The organism is Aeromonas sp. BIGb0405, assembly GCF_024807335.1.
In the GTDB taxonomy this organism is placed as follows: domain Bacteria; phylum Pseudomonadota; class Gammaproteobacteria; order Enterobacterales; family Aeromonadaceae; genus Aeromonas; species Aeromonas rivuli.
The window spans coordinates 180,460-198,827 of sequence record NZ_JANUEP010000002.1 but is presented as its reverse complement, the minus strand read 5'-3'; the positions used below and the strand labels follow the sequence as shown (position 1 = coordinate 198,827).

Sequence of the window (18,368 nt, the reverse complement as noted above, 5' to 3'; positions counted from 1 at the left end):
ATCCACGCGCCATCGTTTGCTCAAACGTTTCCCAGAACAAGGGCCAAAACAGGCGGTTTTATGAAAAACGTTTTACACGTAATAAAATTTCAAGTAGTGGCCATAAAGTTTTTTGTGACCAACTACACATATCCGATAAAAACATAAAAAAAGTGACGCTGACAAGCCACTCGATAGTGCGATGAAGATATTAAAAAGATCATATAAATCATACGCTTTAACCATGGTTTACCCTGAAGACCACGCTGCTGTTCGATCCCTGTGCAATCCCCCCTCTTGCGGTAGGCCCTTCAACTGTATTAAGTAGGCAAACAGTGTGGATGGGGTCGCCTCATCCAGCAGTTCTGAGCGTCTGCCGCCGCGTTTTTGTAATTTTGTTTCAAAACGTACCGCCCACGCCATCACCCTGGGATGACTCCCCATCAAGAGATGATATTTGCCATGGCCGATAAATTAACTCAGCTCAAAGCCCTGACCACAGTCGTCGCCGACACCGGTGATATCGAAGCCATCAAGCGCTACCAGCCGACCGACGCCACCACCAACCCATCATTGGTGCTCAAGGCCGCCGAGATCCCCGAGTATGCACCGCTGATCGACGACGCCATCAACTGGGCCAAGGCCCAGAGCCAGGACAAGGCTCAGCAGCTTATCGACGCCGGTGACAAGCTGGCGGTCAATATCGGTCTGGAAGTGCTGAAGATAGTGCCGGGTCGCATCTCCACCGAGGTGGATGCGCGTCTCTCTTTCGATACCGAGGCCAGCATCGCCAAGGCCCGCAAGCTGATCCGTCTCTATAACGAAGCGGGCATTAGCAACGATCGCATCCTGATCAAGCTCGCCTCCACCTGGGAAGGGATCCGTGCCGCCGAGGTGCTGGAGAAAGAGGGCATCCAGTGCAATCTGACCCTGCTGTTCTCCTTCGCCCAAGCCCGTGCCTGTGCCGAAGCCGGCGCCTTCCTGATCTCCCCCTTCGTGGGCCGTATCCTCGACTGGTACAAGGCCAAGCACAACCGTGACTACACCCCGAGCGAAGATCCGGGCGTGGTCTCCGTTACCGCCATCTACGACTACTACAAGCAGCACGACTACTCGACCGTGGTCATGGGTGCCAGCTTCCGCAATACCGGCGAGATCCTGGAACTGGCCGGCTGCGACCGCCTGACCATAGGCCCTGCCCTGCTGGAAGAGCTGAGCAAGAGCGAAGGCGCCGTGGTGCGCAAGCTGAACTACACCGGTGAACGCCAGGCCAAACCCGCCCCCCTGAGTGAAGCCCAATTCCGCTGGGAACTGAACCAGGACGCCATGGCCGTCGAAAAACTGGCCGAAGGCATCCGCATGTTTGCCGTCGATCAGGGCAAACTGGAAACCATGCTGGCCAGCCGCTTGGCGTGAGTCTGCATCGGATGAAAAAACCGGGCTCCCTGTTGGGAGCCCGGTTTTTTTTCGTCGATTAATTTAGCCAATTGAACCCTGTCATATGAATGTCACGAAAACGTTTTAATTTCCATAGCGCTGTGTTATACGGTTGGTGAAAAGAATAACAACCAAGGAGGGATCCATGGATATGTTCAGCTATGACGTTGAAGATGTTGTTGAGCTGGGTTCACGCGGTCGCGGGACAACGGGAAAAAAACGCAAGTGGAGAGAAATTGAGGCATTGAAGGATAAACATCGCTTGCAGAAGGAGCTGCAGTCGATCGATATCACCTACGATGGTCTCTCCGAGGAGATAGTGCTGTAACCGCATCGACTCTCATGAAAAGACCCCGCCTGCGCGGGGTCTTCTTATTTCAACGAGGCAGCTGCCACCGCCATTCTCTCTCAACAACAGGCCCGCTATCACAGGGCCCCTTTCAGTGAAATAACCATCTAGATGACTGGCAGAGAGAGGCGACGGGCCAACTCCTGAAAGTGCTGGCTCACCTCGGGTCCGAACAGGGGATCGCCTATGGCACGGTTCTGCCACTGTTGCTCCAGTTGACGCCAGTCATCTTCGGTCAGCACATCGCGCAGATGCGGGAATACCACCCCTTCCTCATAGTTCATGTGCCCCTCTTGCAAGGCCACGAACTGGGCTAGCTTGGCGGTAAATTGATCCAGGGGGATGACGGCGTCCATCAGGATCATCTCCACCATCTCCTTCAACTGGGAGCCAGTCTCGACCAGAGAGGCATGCTCCAGTTGCAGCCGCTGGCTGACATTTCCCTCGACCAGACGGTACTTGAGGTAGTAGTCATAGATGAGATCTTCCTTGGGATGGTGGTATTTGTCGGCCACTTCCCGCAAGTAGTCGATCACGTCACGCACCAACGCATAATCGACCGGCCGCTCCTCATGGATAGCATTGAGCTTGCTTTTGAGCAGCTCCAACAGCCTGGCTATGTTGAGGTGATCCTGGTGCAGCTTGGCTAACATAAGCTCTCCTTGGCTTAAAAATGAACATGTCCATCCTTGAGTATACGGCCATTTATCCCCTCAACTTTGCCCTCAATCAAGTCAGACGCAGACAGAACACCAGTCGACCGGGTGCTGACCCTGCTCAACCAGCAGGCGATTCGTCTCGGTGAAATGACCGCAGCCGATGAAACCACGATGGGCTGAAAGCGGGCTGGGATGGGGCGCTGTGAGCACATGGTGACGCTCCTTGTCGATGAAACGCCCCTTCTTCTGGGCATGGGCACCCCATAACAGAAACACCACCCCTTCCCGGCTGGCATTGAGCTGCTCTATCACCCTGTCGGTGAAGGTTTCCCAACCCAGAGCCGCGTGGGAGTGGGCCTGACCCGCCTCCACCGTCAGTACCGTATTGAGCAGCAGTACCCCTTGTTTCGCCCAGGACTCGAGGAAGCCATGGTTGGGGATGGTGAAGCCGGGCAGATCCCGTGCCATCTCCTTGTAGATGTTGACCAGCGAGGGCGGGGTACGGACTCCGGGCAATACGGAAAAACAGAGGCCATGGGCCTGACCCGGGCCGTGGTAGGGGTCTTGTCCCAGGATCACCACTTTGACATCCGCCAGCTCGGTCAGCTTGAAGGCGTTGAACACCTCGCTGGTCGGAGGGTAGATGAGCTTGCCCGCTTCCCGCTCAGCCCTGACCGCAGCCAGGGTCTGCTTGAAATAGTCCTGCTCCTTCTGGGAGCCAATCACATCCGTCCAGGTCAACACCGGGATACCTCATTCTCAGTTTCTGCAAGGTGCCCAGAATAGGGGGAGGAACCGCCGGACGCAACCAGGGCCGACTCAGACGCCCCCGGACAAAGAGAGTGAGATACGGGATAAGAGATTGAGCCACCCGCCATATATCCTCACCGCCCTGAGCTTATATATGTGGCTAACAAGCGCATAAGATGTAGTTAAATTACTAGATTAAGAATTAAAAAGATGCATAATTAGACCATCTTACGATTCGGCACAAATGACTTAATATTGATTAAACTCAATGAATTAAATATCTGTAAGCCCAGCTTTCTGGATGTTTTTTGATTTAGATCAAAATTGGTTTTATTACTAACATGCTATATATGACCCCATCAGAGTAAAGGTGTAAGGCAAGCGCCCGTTAAGGCTGTTTCAGTTATTTTCAGCACATTTGGGTAATTTCCTTACAGTGGATCCGCTTTTAATGAGGAGTCATGCCATGATCAAGGGCATTCAAATCACCCAGGCCGCCAACCCGGCGCTGCTGAATTCTTTCTGGCTGCTGGATGAAGCACAGCAACAGGCTCGCTGCATTTGCGCTAAAGACGATGCCTTCGCCGCCGATCAGGACGTCAAACTGTCCGATCTTGGCCAGTTCGAATATCGTGAACTGCCGCTGCAAAGCGACCCTGTCGTCGAAGGTGGCCAGCACCTCAATGTCAACGTGCTGAGCCGCGAGACCCTGGAAGACGCCGTCGCCAACCCCGAGAAGTACCCGCAGCTCACCATCCGTGTCTCCGGTTACGCAGTGCGATTCAACGCCCTGACCCCGGAACAGCAGCGTGACGTGATCACCCGTACCTTTACCAAGAGCCTGTAAGGCACGCTTAAGGTTACGGATGAAAAAAAACCTCCCGACGGGAGGTTTTTTTTATGGCTGTTGCGCGCAGGCTCAAGCGGAGGTATCGAGGGGCTCGAAGCCCTTGATGAGGTCATCGATCGCCTTCATCTGCTTGAGGAAGCCTTCCAGCTTCTCCAGCGGCAAGGCGCTTGGGCCGTCGCAACGGGCCGATTTCGGATCTGGGTGGGATTCAATAAACAGGCCGGCCAGACCGACCGCCATGCCGGCACGGGCCAGCTCGGTGACCTGATCCCGACGGCCACCGGAGGCGGCGCCCAAGGGATCGCGGCACTGCAGGGAGTGGGTCACGTCGAAGATAACCGGGTAGCCACCGGTGCTCTTCTTCATCACTCCCAGACCCAGCATGTCCACCACCAGGTTGTCATAGCCGAAGTTGGCGCCGCGCTCACAGAGAATAAGTTGATCGTTGCCGCACTCCTCGAACTTGTCGGTGATGTTCTTCATCTGGCTCGGGCTCAGAAACTGCGGCTTCTTGATGTTGATGACGTTGCCGGTGCGAGCCATGGCCTCCACCAGATCGGTCTGGCGCGCCAGGAAGGCGGGCAGCTGGATGACATCCACCACTTCCGCCACCGGCTTGGCCTGATGCACCTCATGCAGATCGGAGATGACCGGCATGCCGAAGGTCGCCTTGAGCTCCTGGAAGATCTTCATCCCCTCTTCCAGGCCCGGGCCGCGGTAGGAGTGGATGGAGGAGCGGTTCGCCTTGTCCCAGCTCGCCTTGAACACGAATGGGATGCCCAGCTTGCTGGTCACTTCCACGTACTTCTCGCACACCGCCATCGCCATGTCGCGGGATTCCAGCACGTTCATGCCACCAAACAGCACGAAGGGTTTGTCATTGGCTACGTCGATCGCGTTGATCTTGATATTCTTCTGTTCCATCTCAGCATCCTTAAGTGAAGGGGCTTGGGCACGTCGGCCTTGATATTCTTCTGTTTCAATTCCCAGGCCCCCTTAAGTGAAGGGGCTTGAATCCAAATCAGTCCGCTGCGCCTTGAGCACATCGATCTTGATATTCTTCTGTTTCAATTCCCAGGCATCCTTAAGTGAAGGGGCTTCTCCAGACGCCCTCAATGGAGGGGCTTGGGGCTGAGATCCAGGGCGGCCAGCTGCATCTTGAGCACATCGGCCACCGGATCGTCCGGGCACTGTTCAATAAAATATTCAAAGTCGTCGGCGGCGAAGCGTGGGCAGTCGAGCTGCTCGTAGATGAAGCCTCTGTCCCGCGTCTCCAGCGGATCGCCGGGTTTCATGCGCAGCAGCAGCTCGCTGGCGCGCAGCGCCTCCGCCATGCGATTCTCACGCAGCAAAGCACTCTTGCTGACGTTGATCAGGCGCTCGATGATCTCCCACTGCCCCGACGGTTGCAGATGATCCGGCTTCAGGGCCGCCAGATCCCCGAGGGAGCCGCGCAGCAGCAGCTCGATACGGTGGTGGCTCAGCACCTCGCCGTTGAAGGGATCGACATAGACCTCCCCCTCGTCCCCTGCAAAACTCACCAGGAAGTAACCGGGGAAGCAGATCCCCTCCACATCCAGACCGACCCGTCGCCCAAGCTGGATAAGCAGTATGCCGAGGCTGACCGGGATCCCCTGGCGCCGCGTCAGCACAGTGGCAATATCGCTGTTACCTGAGGAGAAAAAGTCCTGCCAGTCGCCGTGAAAACCCAGACTCTGGTAGAAACCATGGATCAGCTGAGTGCGCACCTCATCGGCCGTGCCTTCCTGGAGGGTCTCATTGAGCCACTCATCGAGCAGCTCCAGTTCCCGCAGGGATCCTTCCCCATCATGCTGATTGATCTCCTCGCTGACGCTCAGGGCCAGCAAGACGAGATCCTGGGCCTCAAAATCCGTCCACTCATCGATGCGAAACATCAGCTTATTCCCCCAGGCACGAGATCGCAGGCGGCTAGCCGCATGCAGGCAACCTCAGTCCATTTATCAATTGCGGGCATCATGAGCCTTAACCGAACAGCGTTGAGTGCTTGAGTATGGCCAGCTTGGCCACGAAATAGACCCAACCCAGGGTGCCCAGGAAGGCAAACCAGCGGATCATATTGCCTCGGGCCAGACGCAATGCCATTAGACCCAAGAAGGCAACCACCAGAATGGATACCAGCTTCTCGCTCAGCCAGGGCACGACATTATTGAACGGATTGAGATCCAGCACCATGCACAGGGCCACGCCGGTGAGTACCACCAGGCCATTGCACCAGCCACTCAGTTGCAGGGTGCGGGGATCTCTCCCTCGGTCAGAACCCGTCTGTTGCCAGTAGAAACGCAGTATGAACATCAGCACGGCAGCCGCGATCAGCAGCAGATGAAGATGTTTGAGAGCAAAATACATCACTTATCCTTGAACAAGATGCGGGCCTGGCCCGCCATCAATCATGAGGGTGCCAGCAACCCAGGGTCACCCGTTCGTTATCGCCATAGTCACGTATGGTCGCCACCCCCTGATAACCCTGCTGCAACAGCAGGTTGCGCACCGCCTCCCCTTGTTGCCAGCCATGTTCGAGCAGCAACCAGCCGCCCACCTGCAGATAGTCCGGGGATTGCGCCACTATCTGGCGCAAGTCAGCCAATCCCTGCTCGTCAGCCACCAGGGCAGAAAGCGGTTCGAAGCGCACATCGCCCTGCGCCAGATGCTCATCATCCGGGTCTATGTAAGGCGGATTGGAGACAATCAGGTCAAAACGCGGCGGCGTGGCCAGCTCGGCCAGAGGGGCAAACCAGCTGCCCGCCAGCAGCGTCAGCGGCAATGACAGGGTCTGACTGTTCTCCCGGGCCAGGGCCACGGCACCTGGCATGAGATCCAGGGCCCAGATATCGGCATCGGGGCGCTCCGACTTGAGCGCCAGGGCAATGGCACCGGTGCCGGTACCCAGATCGAGCACACGGCAGGGGCCTGCGGGCAAGCGGGAGAGTGCCTGTTCGACCAGCAGCTCGGTATCCGGGCGCGGGATCAGGGTCGCCGGGCTCACTTTGAGGGGCAGCGACCAGAACTCCCGCTCGCCGATAAGGTGGGCGATGGGTTCACCGGCCAGGCGACGCACCAGCCACGCTTGCAGCGTCCCTTGCTGCGCGGCATCGAGAGTGCGCTCCGGCCAGGTCATCAGGTAACTGCGCCGGCAGCTCAGCAGATGGCAGAGCAGCGCATCGGCGTCGGCGCGGGGGGATTCCCCGGAGGCCAGGGTCGCCATGATATGGGCCCGGGCTTGCTGGATCTGCATCAGTGCGGCTCTCTCTGGGTTGCCATCCTATACACACTCCTCTGCTGGCGATTAACCATTGTCCGCCAGGGAGGCGAGCTGATCGGCTTGATACTCCTGTACCAGCGGCGTGATGACGCAGTCCAGATCCCCCTCCAGGATGTCGCCCAGCCGGTAGAGGGTGAGGTTGATGCGGTGCTCGGAGAGGCGCCCCTGGGGGTAGTTGTAGGTACGAATACGCTCGGAGCGATCGCCAGAGCCCACCAGATTGCGGCGGGTGCTCTGCTCGGCGGCGCGGTGGCGCTCATCCTCGGCCGCCTGCAGGCGGGCGGAGAGCACCGACATCGCCTTGGCGCGGTTCTTGTGCTGGGAACGCTCATCCTGGCACTCCACCACCAGCCCGGTGGGCAGGTGAGTGATGCGGATGGCGGAGTCCGTCTTGTTGACGTGCTGACCACCGGCCCCGGAGGCGCGGAAGGTATCTATCTTCAGGTCGTTCGCATTGATCTCGACTTGCTCGGCTTCCGGTACTTCCGGCAGCACCGCCACGGTACAGGCGGAGGTGTGCACCCGGCCCTGGGATTCGGTCTCTGGCACCCGCTGCACCCGGTGGCCGCCGGATTCAAACTTGAGGCGACCGTAGACGTGCTCGCCATCAATCTTGGCGATCACCTCCTTGTAGCCCCCATGTTCGCCGTCGTTGCAGCTGACGATGGAGAGGCGCCAGCCCTGACGTTCGGCAAAGCGCGAGTACATGCGAAACAGATCCCCGGCAAAGATGGCGGCTTCATCCCCGCCCGCTCCGGCGCGGATCTCCAGGTAGCAGTTGTTGTCATCCCGGGGATCCCTTGGCAACAGCATCACCTGCAGCGCCTGCTCTTGCTCTTCCAGCGTGGCCTTGACCAGGGGCAGCTCCTCCTGCGCCATCTCGCGCAAGTCGGTGTCACTGTCCTCCAGCATCAGCTTGGTGGTTTCCAGCTCCTCCTCGGCGCCGCGAAAACGCTGGAAGGCGTGAACAATGTCTTCCAGCTGGGAATACTCCCGGGTCAGGGCGCGGTATCTGTCCTGATCCGAGGCCACCCCCAGCTCGCCGAGCAAGGCCTGTACTTCTTCGTGGCGCTCGATGAGGCCTTCCAGCTTTCTGATCAGTGACGGATTCATAGTTCCCGATATCTCAATGGTGACGGGGCGGCATGGCCTGCCCGGGCAAAGTTAGTCCGCTGACAGGCCAAGGACCTGACGCAGCTGGATCAGCTGTTCGCGATCCCCGCTCGCCCCCGCCTGACGAAGGGCCTGGGTCGGAGCATGGATCAGCTTGTTGGTGAGTCTGTGGGTCAAGGCGCGCGCCGCCGCCTCGGGGGATTCCCCTTGCGCAAGGGCTTGCAGGGCTCGGGCCAGCTCCTCTTCCGCATACTGCTGGGCCTGGGCGCGGTAGTCGCGAATGAGATCGACCGCATGCAAGGAGCGATACCAGTCCATGAACTCGTCGCGCTCTTCCAGGACGATGACCTCGGCCTGGGTGGCCGCCCGCTTGCGGGTCTCCAGGTTCTGCTCGATGATGCCCTGCAGGTCATCGACCGTGTAGAGGTAGGCATCGGAAAGATCGTCCACCTGCGCCTCGATGTCGCGGGGCACGGCGATATCGACCAGAAACATCGGCTTGAAGCGACGCGCCTTGAGGGCCCGCTCCACCATGCCCTTGCCGATGATGGGCAAGGGGCTGGCGGTGGAGCTGATGACGATGTCCGCTTCATGCAGATAATCCGGGATCTCTTCGAGGGTCATCACCTGAGCGCCGAACTCCTCGGCCAGGGTATGAGCACGCTGCAGGGTGCGGTTGGCCACCATCATCTGACGCACGTTCTGCTCGCGCAGATGGCGGGCGACCAGTTCGATGGTTTCGCCGGCCCCGACCAGCAGCACCTTGGTCTGGGAGAGATCCGAGAAGATACGCCGCGCCAGACTCACGGCCGCGAAGGCGACCGATACGGCGCTTGCGCCTATTTCGGTGTCGGTACGCACCCGTTTGGCCACGGAGAACGCCTTCTGGAACAGGCGCTCCAGGGAGCCCTTGAGCACCTCGGCCTGCTGGGCATGGGCGTAGGATTGCTTGATCTGCCCCAGGATCTGCGGCTCTCCCAATACCAGGGAGTCGAGCCCGCAGGCGACCCGCATCAGGTGGCGTACCGCCTCCTCGTCATGGTGCTGGTAGATGGCCTTCTCCACCTCGGCGTTATCCAGACCGTGATACTGCTGCAGCCACTGGGCGACCTGAGCGCCATGGCCCTGCTCCAGGGCGCAGTAGAGCTCGGTGCGATTGCAGGTAGAGACGATCACCGCCTCGCTCACCCCGGGTTGCGCCACCAACTCCCGCAGGGCATGGTCGATGCAATCCGGGCCAAAGGCGACCCGTTCCCGCAAGGCGACACTGGCGGTGTTGTGGTTGATTCCGAGGGCAAGCAGACTCATGAGTGGGCGCTGATCGTTTCTTGGGCACAGGGTGTATAAGGCCGTCAATTGTACGAGAAAGGGTAAGGCTTTAAAAGCAATACGGCCGCCCCTTATACTGTGGCAAACCTCTTATCCGGAGCACGACCTTGTTCTTGCGACTTTTCCCCCTGCTCGGCCTGCTACTGCTCGCCGGTTGTACTGTCACCCAACCCCAGCGCCAACAAGTCGATTGGCAGCAAGAACGGACCCGGTTAGAGCGGCTCGATCACTGGCAACTGTCGGGCAAGATGGCCATCATCACCGCCCAGCAGAAGGGCAGCGCTCGCCTCAACTGGCAACAAACCGGTGATGATTATCGCTTGAATCTCACCAGCCTGATCGGCACCAGCATCCTGGAGCTGAGCCGGGTGCAAGGCCAGGTCAGCCTGACCGACAACGAGGGCAAGCTGCACCAGAGTCAGGATGCCGAGGCGCTTATCTACCAGCTCACCGGCTGGCACCTGCCCATCGACGGCCTGCCCGAGTGGATCAAGGGGCTGCCCGGCAAAGCCGACTACAACCTCAACCCGGACAACAGCCTGGCGAGCGTCCGTGATGGCCAGTGGCAGATCAACTATCAGGACTACCGGGATCAGAATGGCTACCGCCTGCCCCACTTGCTCAACATGACCGGCCCCCAGAGCCGCCTCAAGCTGCAGATCAACGAGTGGATCCTGCAACCATGAGCCAGACTCGCTGGCCAGCCCCGGCCAAACTCAATCTGTTCCTGCACATCAATGGCCGTCGCCCGGACGGCTATCACGAGCTGCAGACCCTGTTCATCTTCCTCAACCACGGCGACTGGCTCGAATTCGAGCCGCTGCCGGACAGCGACCAGCTCACCCTGAGCCCGGCCATTCCCGGCGTACCCGATGAGCAGAATCTCATCATCCGTGCCGCCCGGCTGCTGCAAACCAGGTTGAGCCGTCCCATGGGGGCCCATATCAGGCTGGAGAAGGTACTGCCCATGGGGGGCGGTATCGGCGGCGGTTCATCGGATGCCGCCACCACCCTGGTGGCCCTCAATCATCTCTGGCAAGGGGGATTGAGTCTGGATGAGTTGGCCGAGCTGGGGGTGAGCCTGGGCGCCGATGTGCCGGTGTTTGTGCGCGGGCGCGCCGCCTTTGCCGAAGGGGTGGGCGAGCGGTTGCAACCCGTCACCCTGCCCGAAGCCTGGTATCTGGTACTCAAACCCGAGTGCCACGTCAGCACCGCCGAGGTTTTTCAGGATCCGGACTTGCCACGCAATACCCCCAAATTGGCATTGAACAGCCTGCTGGACGGGGTTTGGAAAAACGATTGCGAGCCGCTGGTGAAAAAGCGCCACCCCGAGGTTGCCAATGCGCTCGGCTGGTTGCTAGAATACGCGCCGTCAAGAATGACGGGCACAGGAGCCTGCGTCTTTGCTCAGTTTGAAGACGAAGTGAGTGCTCGAAAGGTGTTGGCCAAGGTACCGAGAGAGTGGGGGGGATTTGTCGCCAAGGGCGAGAACATATCACCACTCTTCGTGACATTGCAACAGACTCAATGATTGGGGTATCGCCAAGCGGTAAGGCAGCGGGTTTTGATCTCGCCATTCCTAGGTTCGAATCCTAGTACCCCAGCCATCATTGACCCATGGGAAGGATTACCGAAGACAGACTAGCGTCATGGCTTCGACCCCCTCTCCTCTGTTATAAGGTCTCTGCATAGTTCATTCGGTTGGTCTGCCGACCCGGGCCCATTGCCCTGCCCCGTCAGCTTGCTAAATCGTTTGCTAGCGAACGATATGGGTTCGATTACGGACTCACCCACATACTGGATGCAACCCCGAGGTTTCAAACCGTGCCTGACATGAAGCTGTTTGCTGGTAACGCAACGCCGGAACTAGCCCAGAAGATCGCAGATCGCCTGTTTATCAAACTCGGCAATGCTGCCGTAGGTCGCTTTAGCGACGGCGAGATCAGCGTACAGATCAATGAGAATGTACGTGGTGGCGATATCTTCATCATTCAATCCACCTGTGCCCCGACCAACGACAATTTGATGGAATTGATCGTCATGGTGGATGCACTGCGTCGTGCTTCAGCTGGCCGTATCACGGCTGTCATCCCCTACTTTGGTTATGCCCGTCAGGACCGCCGCGTCCGCTCCGCCCGTGTACCCATCACCGCCAAGGTCGTCGCCGACTTCCTGTCCAGCGTGGGTGTGGATCGCGTGCTGACCGTTGACCTGCATGCCGAGCAGATCCAGGGCTTCTTCGATGTCCCGGTTGACAACGTGTTCGGCAGCCCGGTGCTGCTCGAAGACATGAAGTCCAAGAACCTCGAGTCCCCCGTGGTTGTCTCCCCGGACATCGGCGGCGTAGTCCGTGCCCGTGCCATCGCCAAGCTGCTGGACGACACCGACATCGCCATCATCGACAAGCGTCGTCCCCGTCCGAACGTCTCCCAGGTCATGCACCTGATCGGTGACGTCGCCGACCGCGACTGCATCATCGTCGATGACATGATCGATACCGGTGGCACCCTGTGCAAGGCGGCCGAAGCGCTGAAAGAGCGTGGCGCCAAGCGGGTATTTGCTTACGCAACTCACCCAGTGTTCTCCGGCTCCGCCGTCGAAAACATCAAAAACTCCGTCATCGACGAGCTGATCATCACCGACTCCATCCCGCTCACCGCGGAGATGAAGGCCATCGGCAAGGTCAAGCAGCTGACCCTCTCTACCGTGCTGGCCGAGGCCATTCGCCGCATCAGCAACGAAGAGTCCATCTCTGCCATGTTCGAGCATTGATGCAGGCTCGCCAGCTTGCTGGCAGGCCAGATAAGAAAAACCGCCCCTGGGCGGTTTTTCTCTTTCTGCACGCGGCAAAGGGCCCGCAGCCACGGCCCTGACAGCAGAACAAATGGCAAGCTGGGACGGCATTGGTTGAGTGATCGCCACGCGGCGGCTAGAATATTGCGTCCTATTGCCCCGGGCACACCGTTTCGGGCTGCAGCGAGTGAAGAGACTGAGCGTGACAAGCCAAATCAAATTGATCGTCGGTCTGGGTAATCCGGGTGCCGAATATGCCAAGACCCGCCACAATGCGGGTGCCTGGTATGTGGAACAACTGGCCCGCTGGCACAACGCCAGCCTGCGTGAAGAGCCCAAGTTCCACGGTCACACTGCCCGTATCCTGGTCGAGGGAGAGGATGTGCGTCTGCTCATCCCCAACACCTATATGAATCTCTCCGGCAAGGCGGTGGCTGCCCTGGCCCGTTTCTACCAGATAGCGCCCGAAGAGATGCTGGTCGCCCATGACGAGCTGGATTTGCCCCCCGGCATCGCCAAGTTCAAACAGGGCGGCGGTCATGGGGGTCACAATGGCCTCAAAGACATCATCGCCAAGATGGGCAATAACAAGGAATTTTTCCGGTTACGGCTCGGCATCGGCCACCCCGGCGCCAAAGAGCTGGTCGCCGGCTTCGTGCTCACCAAGGCACCCAGCAGTGAACAGAGTCTGATCGATGCCGCACTGGACGAAGCCCTGCGTGCCACCGACATCCTGTTCAAACAGGATATGACCAAGGCCATGAACCGCCTGCACAGCTTCAAGGCCGAAAAAGTCTGAATACAGATGCCTGACACGCGTCAGGCTCGCACAATATGACAGGGTCGCCCGAGAACCTGTCCACGCACTGTGACGAGAGGTCGTCAGCAAGGTGAAGCGCAGCGCAGGAACCGGAGCGTATAGGCATACGTGAGGATTCCGAGCAGCACATGAGCCTTGATCACGGCCTCGCAGTAAGAGCGTGAACAGGTTAAGCGGCCCTCAACAGCATCCATCACGTAAGGTAACTATCCATGGGTTTTAAATGCGGTATCGTGGGCCTGCCCAATGTAGGTAAATCCACCCTGTTCAATGCGCTGACCAAGGCCGGCATCGAAGCCGCCAACTTCCCGTTCTGCACCATTGAGCCCAACACGGGTGTGGTCCCCATGCCGGATCCCCGTCTCGATGCCCTGGCGGCCATCATCAACCCCCAGCGCGTGGTACCGACCACCATGGAGTTCGTGGACATCGCCGGTCTGGTCGCGGGCGCCTCCAAGGGTGAAGGTTTGGGCAATCAGTTCCTGGCCAACATCCGCGAAACCGAAGCCATCGGTCACGTGGTGCGTTGCTTCGAGGATGAAAACATCATCCACGTCGCCGGCAAGGTCTCCCCGGCCGATGACATCGAGGTGATCAACACCGAGCTGGCCCTGTCGGATCTGGACGCCTGCGAGCGCGCCATCCACCGCCAGTCCAAGCGCGCCAAGGGCGGCGACAAGGATGCCAAGCTGGAAGTGGAGACCCTTGAAAAAATTCGGACCGTGCTGGAAGAGGGTCAGATGATCCGCGGCATGAAGCTGGACAAAGAGGAGCTGGCCGCCGTCAGCCACCTCAACTTCCTGACTCTCAAGCCCACCATGTACATCGCCAACGTGGCGGAAGATGGCTTCGAGAACAACCCCTTCCTCGACAAGGTGCGTGAAATCGCCGCCGCCGAGAATGCGGTTGTGGTCGTAGTCTGCTGCGCCATCGAGTCCGACATTGCCGAACTGGATGACGAAGATCGCGCCGAGTTCATGGCCGATCTGGGTATTGAAGAGCCGGGCCTGAACCGGGTGATCCGCTCAGGTTATGAATTGCTCAACCTGCAGACCTACTTCACCGCCGGCGTGAAAGAGGTGCGAGCCTGGACCATTCCGGTCGGCGCCACCGCCCCGCAAGCGGCAGGCAAGATCCACACCGACTTCGAAAAAGGCTTTATTCGCGCACAAACCATCGCATTTGATGATTTTATCACCTACAAGGGTGAGCAAGGCGCCAAGGAAGCGGGCAAGATGCGCGCAGAAGGGAAAGACTACATCGTCAAAGATGGCGATATCATGAACTTCCTGTTCAACGTCTAACCCCATGACAGGTCAGCATTTGCTGGCCTGTTTTTGCTCATGGTTCAGGCCCTTGCCATCCCTGCCATGAGTTTAAAAAAACCAGATTGTTGGGCTTTTGCACGACAGAGCGCAATATCTGGTCAAACGCACCCAAATTCGGATTTTCTGGCAAAAAAAGGGTTGACGCCCCAAAGCCAGATACGCATAATTCGGGCCGCACAGTGACGAGGTAACGACTCACTGGACGCTAGGTTGGCTATGTAGCTCAGTTGGTTAGAGCATCGCACTCATAATGCGAGGGTCACAGGTTCGAATCCCGTCATAGCCACCATTTATCTTGCAGTTGGGGTATCGCCAAGCGGTAAGGCAGCGGGTTTTGATCTCGCCATTCCTAGGTTCGAATCCTAGTACCCCAGCCATTATTTCAGTCGTTGACATCGTCGATGACAAGCCATGAAAGCAGTGACAATCTGAACACGTCAATGCGGCCGGTGAGTGACTGGCATCAAGGCAAGTGTTAAAGGTTCTTTAGCGGCCAGCTGGCTGATGGGGAATAGCAGTTGGGGTATCGCCAAGCGGTAAGGCAGCGGGTTTTGATCTCGCCATCCCTAGGTTCGAATCCTAGTACCCCAGCCATTTTTACTGTTATTGGCATCGCCGATGACGTGCTGCGATAAGCGTGAGAGGTTTTGATCTCGTCAATGCGCCTAGGTTCAGAGCCTAATATCTCAGCCATTTTTACTGTCATTGGCCTCGCCGATGACGTGCTGTGATAAGCGTGAGAGGTTTTGATCTCGTCAACGAACCTAGGTTCAGAGCCTGGTATCTCAGCGATTTTTACTTGTATCGACTACGTCGGCACAAGACGGCTATGTAGCTCAGTTGGTTAGAGCATCGCACTCATAATGCGAGGGTCACAGGTTCGAATCCCGTCATAGCCACCATTTCTAGTTGCAGTTGGGGTATCGCCAAGCGGTAAGGCAGCGGGTTTTGATCTCGCCATTCCTAGGTTCGAATCCTAGTACCCCAGCCATTAATTCTGGTTATCGATGTTCACCTGTCGGTAGCAAGCTGAGGAAAGCATTGAGAGATTTTGATCTCGTCAATGTGCCTAGGTTCAAATACTGGTTCCGCAGCCATTTTTAAAAGTTCTTTGCCAGTCTCACGACTGTTGAGGAGCGCTGTTGGGGTATCGCCAAGCGGTAAGGCAGCGGGTTTTGATCTCGCCATCCCTAGGTTCGAATCCTAGTACCCCAGCCATTTTTACTGTCATTGGCATCGCCGATGACGTGCTGTGATAAGCGTGAGTGGTTTTTACCTCGTCAACGCACCTAGGTTCAGAGCCTGGTATCCCAGCCATTTTACTTGTACACGACAATGTCGGATACAAGACGGCTATGTAGCTCAGTTGGTTAGAGCATCGCACTCATAATGCGAGGGTCACAGGTTCGAATCCCGTCATAGCCACCATATAGTTTGCGGAAGTGGCGAAATTGGTAGACGCACCAGATTTAGGTTCTGGCGCCCTAGGCGTGAGAGTTCGAGTCTCTCCTTCCGCACCATTACAGCAGTACCAAACAGACCAGCTCAGGCTGGTTTTTTTGTGCCCGCGGGTCAGCTCCCCGCCTCTTCATGCCCTGCTCACATCCCTGATTTCTCCTGCACAGCCACGTCCCTCATGGCTGGATCTGCCTCAGTATTCATGATGCCGCCGATAAAAAGCGGCCCGCAGGCCGCATCTGTCCATCTTCCTGCGTTCATTCCACCCAAGACTGCTCAGAACGGGAAGAACCAGGGAATGGCCACCACGCTCACCCCCATGACCAGCAAGGTGAAAGGCACTCCCACGCGCACAAAGTCGATGAAGCGATACTCGCCAGGGCCGAGCACCAGGGTATTGACCGGCGACGAGACCGGCGTCATGAAGGCCGCCGAGGCCGCAATGGCAATGGTCATGGCAAAGGGATAGGGAGAGACCGCCATCTGCTGCGCCGCGCCGATAGCGATGGGAGCCATCAATACCGCGGTGGCGGTGTTGGAGATGAAGAGCCCGGTGAGGGCACAGAGGGCAAACAGGCTGGCCAGCATGACCCTGGGACCCATGTCGCCGACCAGCTCCATCAGCCCGCCGACAATAAGATCCACGCCCCCTGTCTTCTGCAACGCCAGGGCAAAGGGCAACATGCCGACGATGAGGATCAGGGTCGGCCAATGGATAGACTTGTAGGCACTCTCCAGATCGATACAGCGAAACTGGCCCATCAGCAGGCAGGCTATCAGGGCAGCCACCACATTGGGCACAGGATCTGTCACCATCAGGAGCACCATGACCCCCAGCGAGAACAGCGCATAGGCCGCCTGGCTGCGGGCCGGGGCCATTTCGTCCACCTCGGCGGGCAGCCCCAGCAGCAAAAAATCCCTCTGATGAGCGTGTAGCTGGCGAATGAGACTCCAGTTGCCCGCCAGCAGCAATCTGTCGCCCAGTTGCAAGGGTTCATCGACCAGCCGCCCGGTCAGCGCCTCACTGCCGCGCCGCAGCCCCACCACGCTCAGCCCATACTGACTGCGAAAGGTCGTCTCCCGCAGGCTCTTGCCGAGCAGGCTGGATTCGGGAATGAGAGAGATCTCGGCCAGGCCCACCTCCCGCGCCTGATCCGAGAAATAGTCCCCTCGGAGTATCATGGGCTCGAGCATGGCCTCGCTGCAGAAGGTGCGGATATCCACCTCGGGATCCGCCATGTCGATGAGCAAGACGTCTCGCGCCTGAAACTCCGAGATACCGGACACGCTCACCATGACCCGCCGGAACTTGCGCCAGCGCTCCACCCCGATGACGTTGGCACCGTAACGGGCTCGCAGTTGCAGCTCGTCCAGGGTGTGACCTATCAAGGGAGAGCCCGGGCGGATCGCCAGACGCCGCGCCCGCCCCGTCAGCCGATAGTCACGAATAAGCTCGCGCAATGTGCTGCGCCGCGATCCCTTGTTGCGGCCGGGCGCCGCATCCTTGACCAGGGTACCGCGCACCAGCAGCATATAGCCGATGCCAAGCACCAATATGATGAGTCCCATGGGGCTGAAGCTGAAGAAGCCAAATCCCGGGATCCCATGGCGAACCAGCTCACTGTTGACCACCATATTGGGCGGCGTCGCCACCAGGGTCATCATGCCGCTGATGAGGCCGGCGAAGCCGAGCGGCATCATCAGCCTTCCAGCTGGTATGCCCATGCGATTAGAGACGCTGAGCACCACGGGGATGAAGATAGCCACCACCCCAGTCGAACTCATCACGGCACCGAGCCCGGCGACCGCCACCATCAGCAGCACCAGCAGCCGGGTCTCGCTGTTGCCAGCCACCTTGACCAGGGCATCCCCCACCTGATAGGCGATGCCGGTGCGCACCAGCCCCTCCCCCACCACGAACAGAGCCGCTATCAGGATCACGCTGGGATCGCTGAAGCCAGCCAGCGCTTCACTGAGGGTCAAGGTGCCGCTGAGCACGAACAGGATCAGCACCAGCAAGGCCGTCACATCCATGCGCACCTTGTTGCTGACGAACAGATAGATGGCACCCAACAGCAGGCAGAGCACCCAGACCAACTCGGAATTCAACGAACTCTCCTCCCTATCTATCCCATCTGCCGCGCGCTCATCATCACGACAGCGGACTCCATCAGAGCACAGTCACCCTGGCAGCATCTTGTG

The 18,368-nt window shown here is 58.5% G+C and carries 16 protein-coding genes, 9 tRNA genes and 1 pseudogene; 17 read left to right on the top strand and 9 right to left on the bottom strand.

Annotation, left to right across the window (positions count from 1 at the left end; genetic code table 11):
* Positions 1 to 441: 441 nt before the first annotated feature.
* Together tal and M2366_RS05720 are read left to right on the top strand one after the other, a co-directional pair.
* On the top strand, positions 442 to 1,395 hold the full coding sequence (gene tal / locus M2366_RS05725) for a transaldolase (protein ID WP_259269188.1): 954 nt from the start codon (positions 442 to 444) through the stop codon (positions 1,393 to 1,395).
* Positions 1,396 to 1,561: 166 nt separating this feature from the next.
* Positions 1,562 to 1,744: a DUF3545 family protein gene (locus tag M2366_RS05720; protein ID WP_005907863.1), complete on the top strand. Its 183-nt coding sequence runs from the start codon at positions 1,562 to 1,564 to the stop codon at positions 1,742 to 1,744.
* A 128-nt stretch (positions 1,745 to 1,872) separates the two neighbouring features.
* Here the strand turns inward: M2366_RS05720 and M2366_RS05715 are convergent, their stop codons facing one another.
* Positions 1,873 to 2,418, bottom strand: coding sequence for a hemerythrin domain-containing protein (locus M2366_RS05715; protein ID WP_259235519.1), 546 nt, complete (start codon positions 2,416 to 2,418; stop codon positions 1,873 to 1,875).
* 81 nt (positions 2,419 to 2,499) lie between these two features.
* A complete protein-coding gene (gene ung, locus M2366_RS05710; RefSeq protein WP_042040825.1) occupies positions 2,500 to 3,168 on the bottom strand; it encodes a uracil-DNA glycosylase in 669 nt (222 codons plus the stop codon).
* Between the two features lie 472 nt (positions 3,169 to 3,640).
* On the opposite strand from ung, the gene grcA reads away from it, so the two are divergent.
* Complete coding sequence (gene grcA / locus M2366_RS05705; protein ID WP_042040826.1) at positions 3,641 to 4,021, top strand: autonomous glycyl radical cofactor GrcA; 381 nt, start codon at positions 3,641 to 3,643, stop codon at positions 4,019 to 4,021.
* Between the two features lie 72 nt (positions 4,022 to 4,093).
* On the opposite strand, the gene kdsA is transcribed toward grcA, so the two are convergent.
* From kdsA to hemA, 6 genes are all read right to left on the bottom strand, one after another.
* Positions 4,094 to 4,948 carry a 3-deoxy-8-phosphooctulonate synthase gene (gene kdsA / locus M2366_RS05700; RefSeq protein WP_042040827.1) on the bottom strand — a complete coding sequence of 285 codons (855 nt, stop codon included), beginning with the start codon at positions 4,946 to 4,948 and terminating at the stop codon, positions 4,094 to 4,096.
* A 188-nt stretch (positions 4,949 to 5,136) separates the two neighbouring features.
* Positions 5,137 to 5,940: a SirB1 family protein gene (locus M2366_RS05695; protein ID WP_042040828.1), complete on the bottom strand. Its 804-nt coding sequence runs from the start codon at positions 5,938 to 5,940 to the stop codon at positions 5,137 to 5,139.
* A gap of 88 nt (positions 5,941 to 6,028) precedes the next feature.
* Positions 6,029 to 6,412 (bottom strand): SirB2 family protein, encoded by a 384-nt coding sequence (locus M2366_RS05690; protein WP_042040829.1) that lies wholly within the window; start codon positions 6,410 to 6,412, stop codon positions 6,029 to 6,031.
* A gap of 37 nt (positions 6,413 to 6,449) precedes the next feature.
* On the bottom strand, positions 6,450 to 7,298 hold the full coding sequence (gene prmC / locus M2366_RS05685; RefSeq protein ID WP_259269187.1) for a peptide chain release factor N(5)-glutamine methyltransferase: 849 nt from the start codon (positions 7,296 to 7,298) through the stop codon (positions 6,450 to 6,452).
* Between the two features lie 51 nt (positions 7,299 to 7,349).
* Positions 7,350 to 8,438 (bottom strand): peptide chain release factor 1, encoded by a 1,089-nt coding sequence (prfA, locus tag M2366_RS05680; protein ID WP_259269186.1) that lies wholly within the window; start codon positions 8,436 to 8,438, stop codon positions 7,350 to 7,352.
* Between the two features lie 51 nt (positions 8,439 to 8,489).
* The gene (hemA, locus tag M2366_RS05675) at positions 8,490 to 9,746 is read right to left on the bottom strand and encodes a glutamyl-tRNA reductase (RefSeq protein WP_042040832.1); all 1,257 of its coding nucleotides are present in this window, start codon (positions 9,744 to 9,746) and stop codon (positions 8,490 to 8,492) included.
* Positions 9,747 to 9,874: 128 nt separating this feature from the next.
* Between hemA and lolB the strand changes: the two genes are divergently transcribed.
* The 14 genes and pseudogenes from lolB (at position 9,875) to M2366_RS05605 (ending at position 16,228) form a co-directional block, all read left to right on the top strand.
* Complete coding sequence (gene lolB / locus M2366_RS05670; RefSeq protein ID WP_042040833.1) at positions 9,875 to 10,453, top strand: lipoprotein insertase outer membrane protein LolB; 579 nt, start codon at positions 9,875 to 9,877, stop codon at positions 10,451 to 10,453.
* Positions 10,450 to 11,320: pseudogene (gene ispE / locus M2366_RS05665) on the top strand (4-(cytidine 5'-diphospho)-2-C-methyl-D-erythritol kinase). The gene lolB and the pseudogene ispE overlap by 4 nt, the downstream one beginning before the upstream one ends.
* A tRNA-Gln gene (locus M2366_RS05660) sits at positions 11,300 to 11,374 on the top strand. The pseudogene ispE and the gene M2366_RS05660 overlap by 21 nt, the downstream one beginning before the upstream one ends.
* A 217-nt stretch (positions 11,375 to 11,591) precedes the next feature.
* The gene (locus tag M2366_RS05655; protein ID WP_005907893.1) at positions 11,592 to 12,539 is read left to right on the top strand and encodes a ribose-phosphate pyrophosphokinase; all 948 of its coding nucleotides are present in this window, start codon (positions 11,592 to 11,594) and stop codon (positions 12,537 to 12,539) included.
* Positions 12,540 to 12,762: 223 nt separating this feature from the next.
* Positions 12,763 to 13,359: an aminoacyl-tRNA hydrolase gene (gene pth / locus M2366_RS05650; protein WP_042040835.1), complete on the top strand. Its 597-nt coding sequence runs from the start codon at positions 12,763 to 12,765 to the stop codon at positions 13,357 to 13,359.
* A 233-nt stretch (positions 13,360 to 13,592) separates the two neighbouring features.
* Positions 13,593 to 14,684 (top strand): redox-regulated ATPase YchF, encoded by a 1,092-nt coding sequence (ychF, locus tag M2366_RS05645; RefSeq protein WP_042040836.1) that lies wholly within the window; start codon positions 13,593 to 13,595, stop codon positions 14,682 to 14,684.
* A gap of 236 nt (positions 14,685 to 14,920) precedes the next feature.
* A tRNA-Met gene (locus M2366_RS05640) sits at positions 14,921 to 14,997 on the top strand.
* A 13-nt stretch (positions 14,998 to 15,010) separates the two neighbouring features.
* Positions 15,011 to 15,085, top strand: a tRNA-Gln gene (locus M2366_RS05635).
* A gap of 142 nt (positions 15,086 to 15,227) precedes the next feature.
* Positions 15,228 to 15,302 (top strand) — tRNA-Gln (locus M2366_RS05630).
* 231 nt (positions 15,303 to 15,533) lie between these two features.
* Positions 15,534 to 15,610, top strand: a tRNA-Met gene (locus tag M2366_RS05625).
* A 14-nt stretch (positions 15,611 to 15,624) separates the two neighbouring features.
* Positions 15,625 to 15,699 (top strand) — tRNA-Gln (locus M2366_RS05620).
* Between the two features lie 152 nt (positions 15,700 to 15,851).
* A tRNA-Gln gene (locus M2366_RS05615) sits at positions 15,852 to 15,926 on the top strand.
* A gap of 133 nt (positions 15,927 to 16,059) precedes the next feature.
* Positions 16,060 to 16,136: transfer RNA gene (locus M2366_RS05610), tRNA-Met, on the top strand.
* Positions 16,137 to 16,144: 8 nt separating this feature from the next.
* Positions 16,145 to 16,228, top strand: a tRNA-Leu gene (locus M2366_RS05605).
* A 214-nt stretch (positions 16,229 to 16,442) separates the two neighbouring features.
* On the opposite strand, the gene M2366_RS05600 is transcribed toward M2366_RS05605, so the two are convergent.
* Positions 16,443 to 18,275: an SLC13 family permease gene (locus M2366_RS05600; protein WP_042040837.1), complete on the bottom strand. Its 1,833-nt coding sequence runs from the start codon at positions 18,273 to 18,275 to the stop codon at positions 16,443 to 16,445.
* Positions 18,276 to 18,368 lie beyond the last annotated feature (93 nt).

What these genes read in the sequence shown, in the direction of transcription:
- prfA (WP_259269186.1), bottom strand. Translation starts at nt 8,438, where the DNA reads ATGAATCCGTCACTGATCAGAAAGCTGGAAGGCCTCATCGAGCGCCAC.
- M2366_RS05695 (WP_042040828.1), bottom strand. Translation starts at nt 5,940, where the DNA reads ATGTTTCGCATCGATGAGTGGACGGATTTTGAGGCCCAGGATCTCGTC.
- hemA (WP_042040832.1), bottom strand. Translation starts at nt 9,746, where the DNA reads ATGAGTCTGCTTGCCCTCGGAATCAACCACAACACCGCCAGTGTCGCC.
- M2366_RS05720 (WP_005907863.1), top strand. Translation starts at nt 1,562, where the DNA reads ATGGATATGTTCAGCTATGACGTTGAAGATGTTGTTGAGCTGGGTTCA.
- M2366_RS05715 (WP_259235519.1), bottom strand. Translation starts at nt 2,418, where the DNA reads ATGTTAGCCAAGCTGCACCAGGATCACCTCAACATAGCCAGGCTGTTG.
- prmC (WP_259269187.1), bottom strand. Translation starts at nt 7,298, where the DNA reads ATGCAGATCCAGCAAGCCCGGGCCCATATCATGGCGACCCTGGCCTCC.
- kdsA (WP_042040827.1), bottom strand. Translation starts at nt 4,948, where the DNA reads ATGGAACAGAAGAATATCAAGATCAACGCGATCGACGTAGCCAATGAC.
- ychF (WP_042040836.1), top strand. Translation starts at nt 13,593, where the DNA reads ATGGGTTTTAAATGCGGTATCGTGGGCCTGCCCAATGTAGGTAAATCC.
- tal (WP_259269188.1), top strand. Translation starts at nt 442, where the DNA reads ATGGCCGATAAATTAACTCAGCTCAAAGCCCTGACCACAGTCGTCGCC.
- M2366_RS05690 (WP_042040829.1), bottom strand. Translation starts at nt 6,412, where the DNA reads ATGTATTTTGCTCTCAAACATCTTCATCTGCTGCTGATCGCGGCTGCC.
- grcA (WP_042040826.1), top strand. Translation starts at nt 3,641, where the DNA reads ATGATCAAGGGCATTCAAATCACCCAGGCCGCCAACCCGGCGCTGCTG.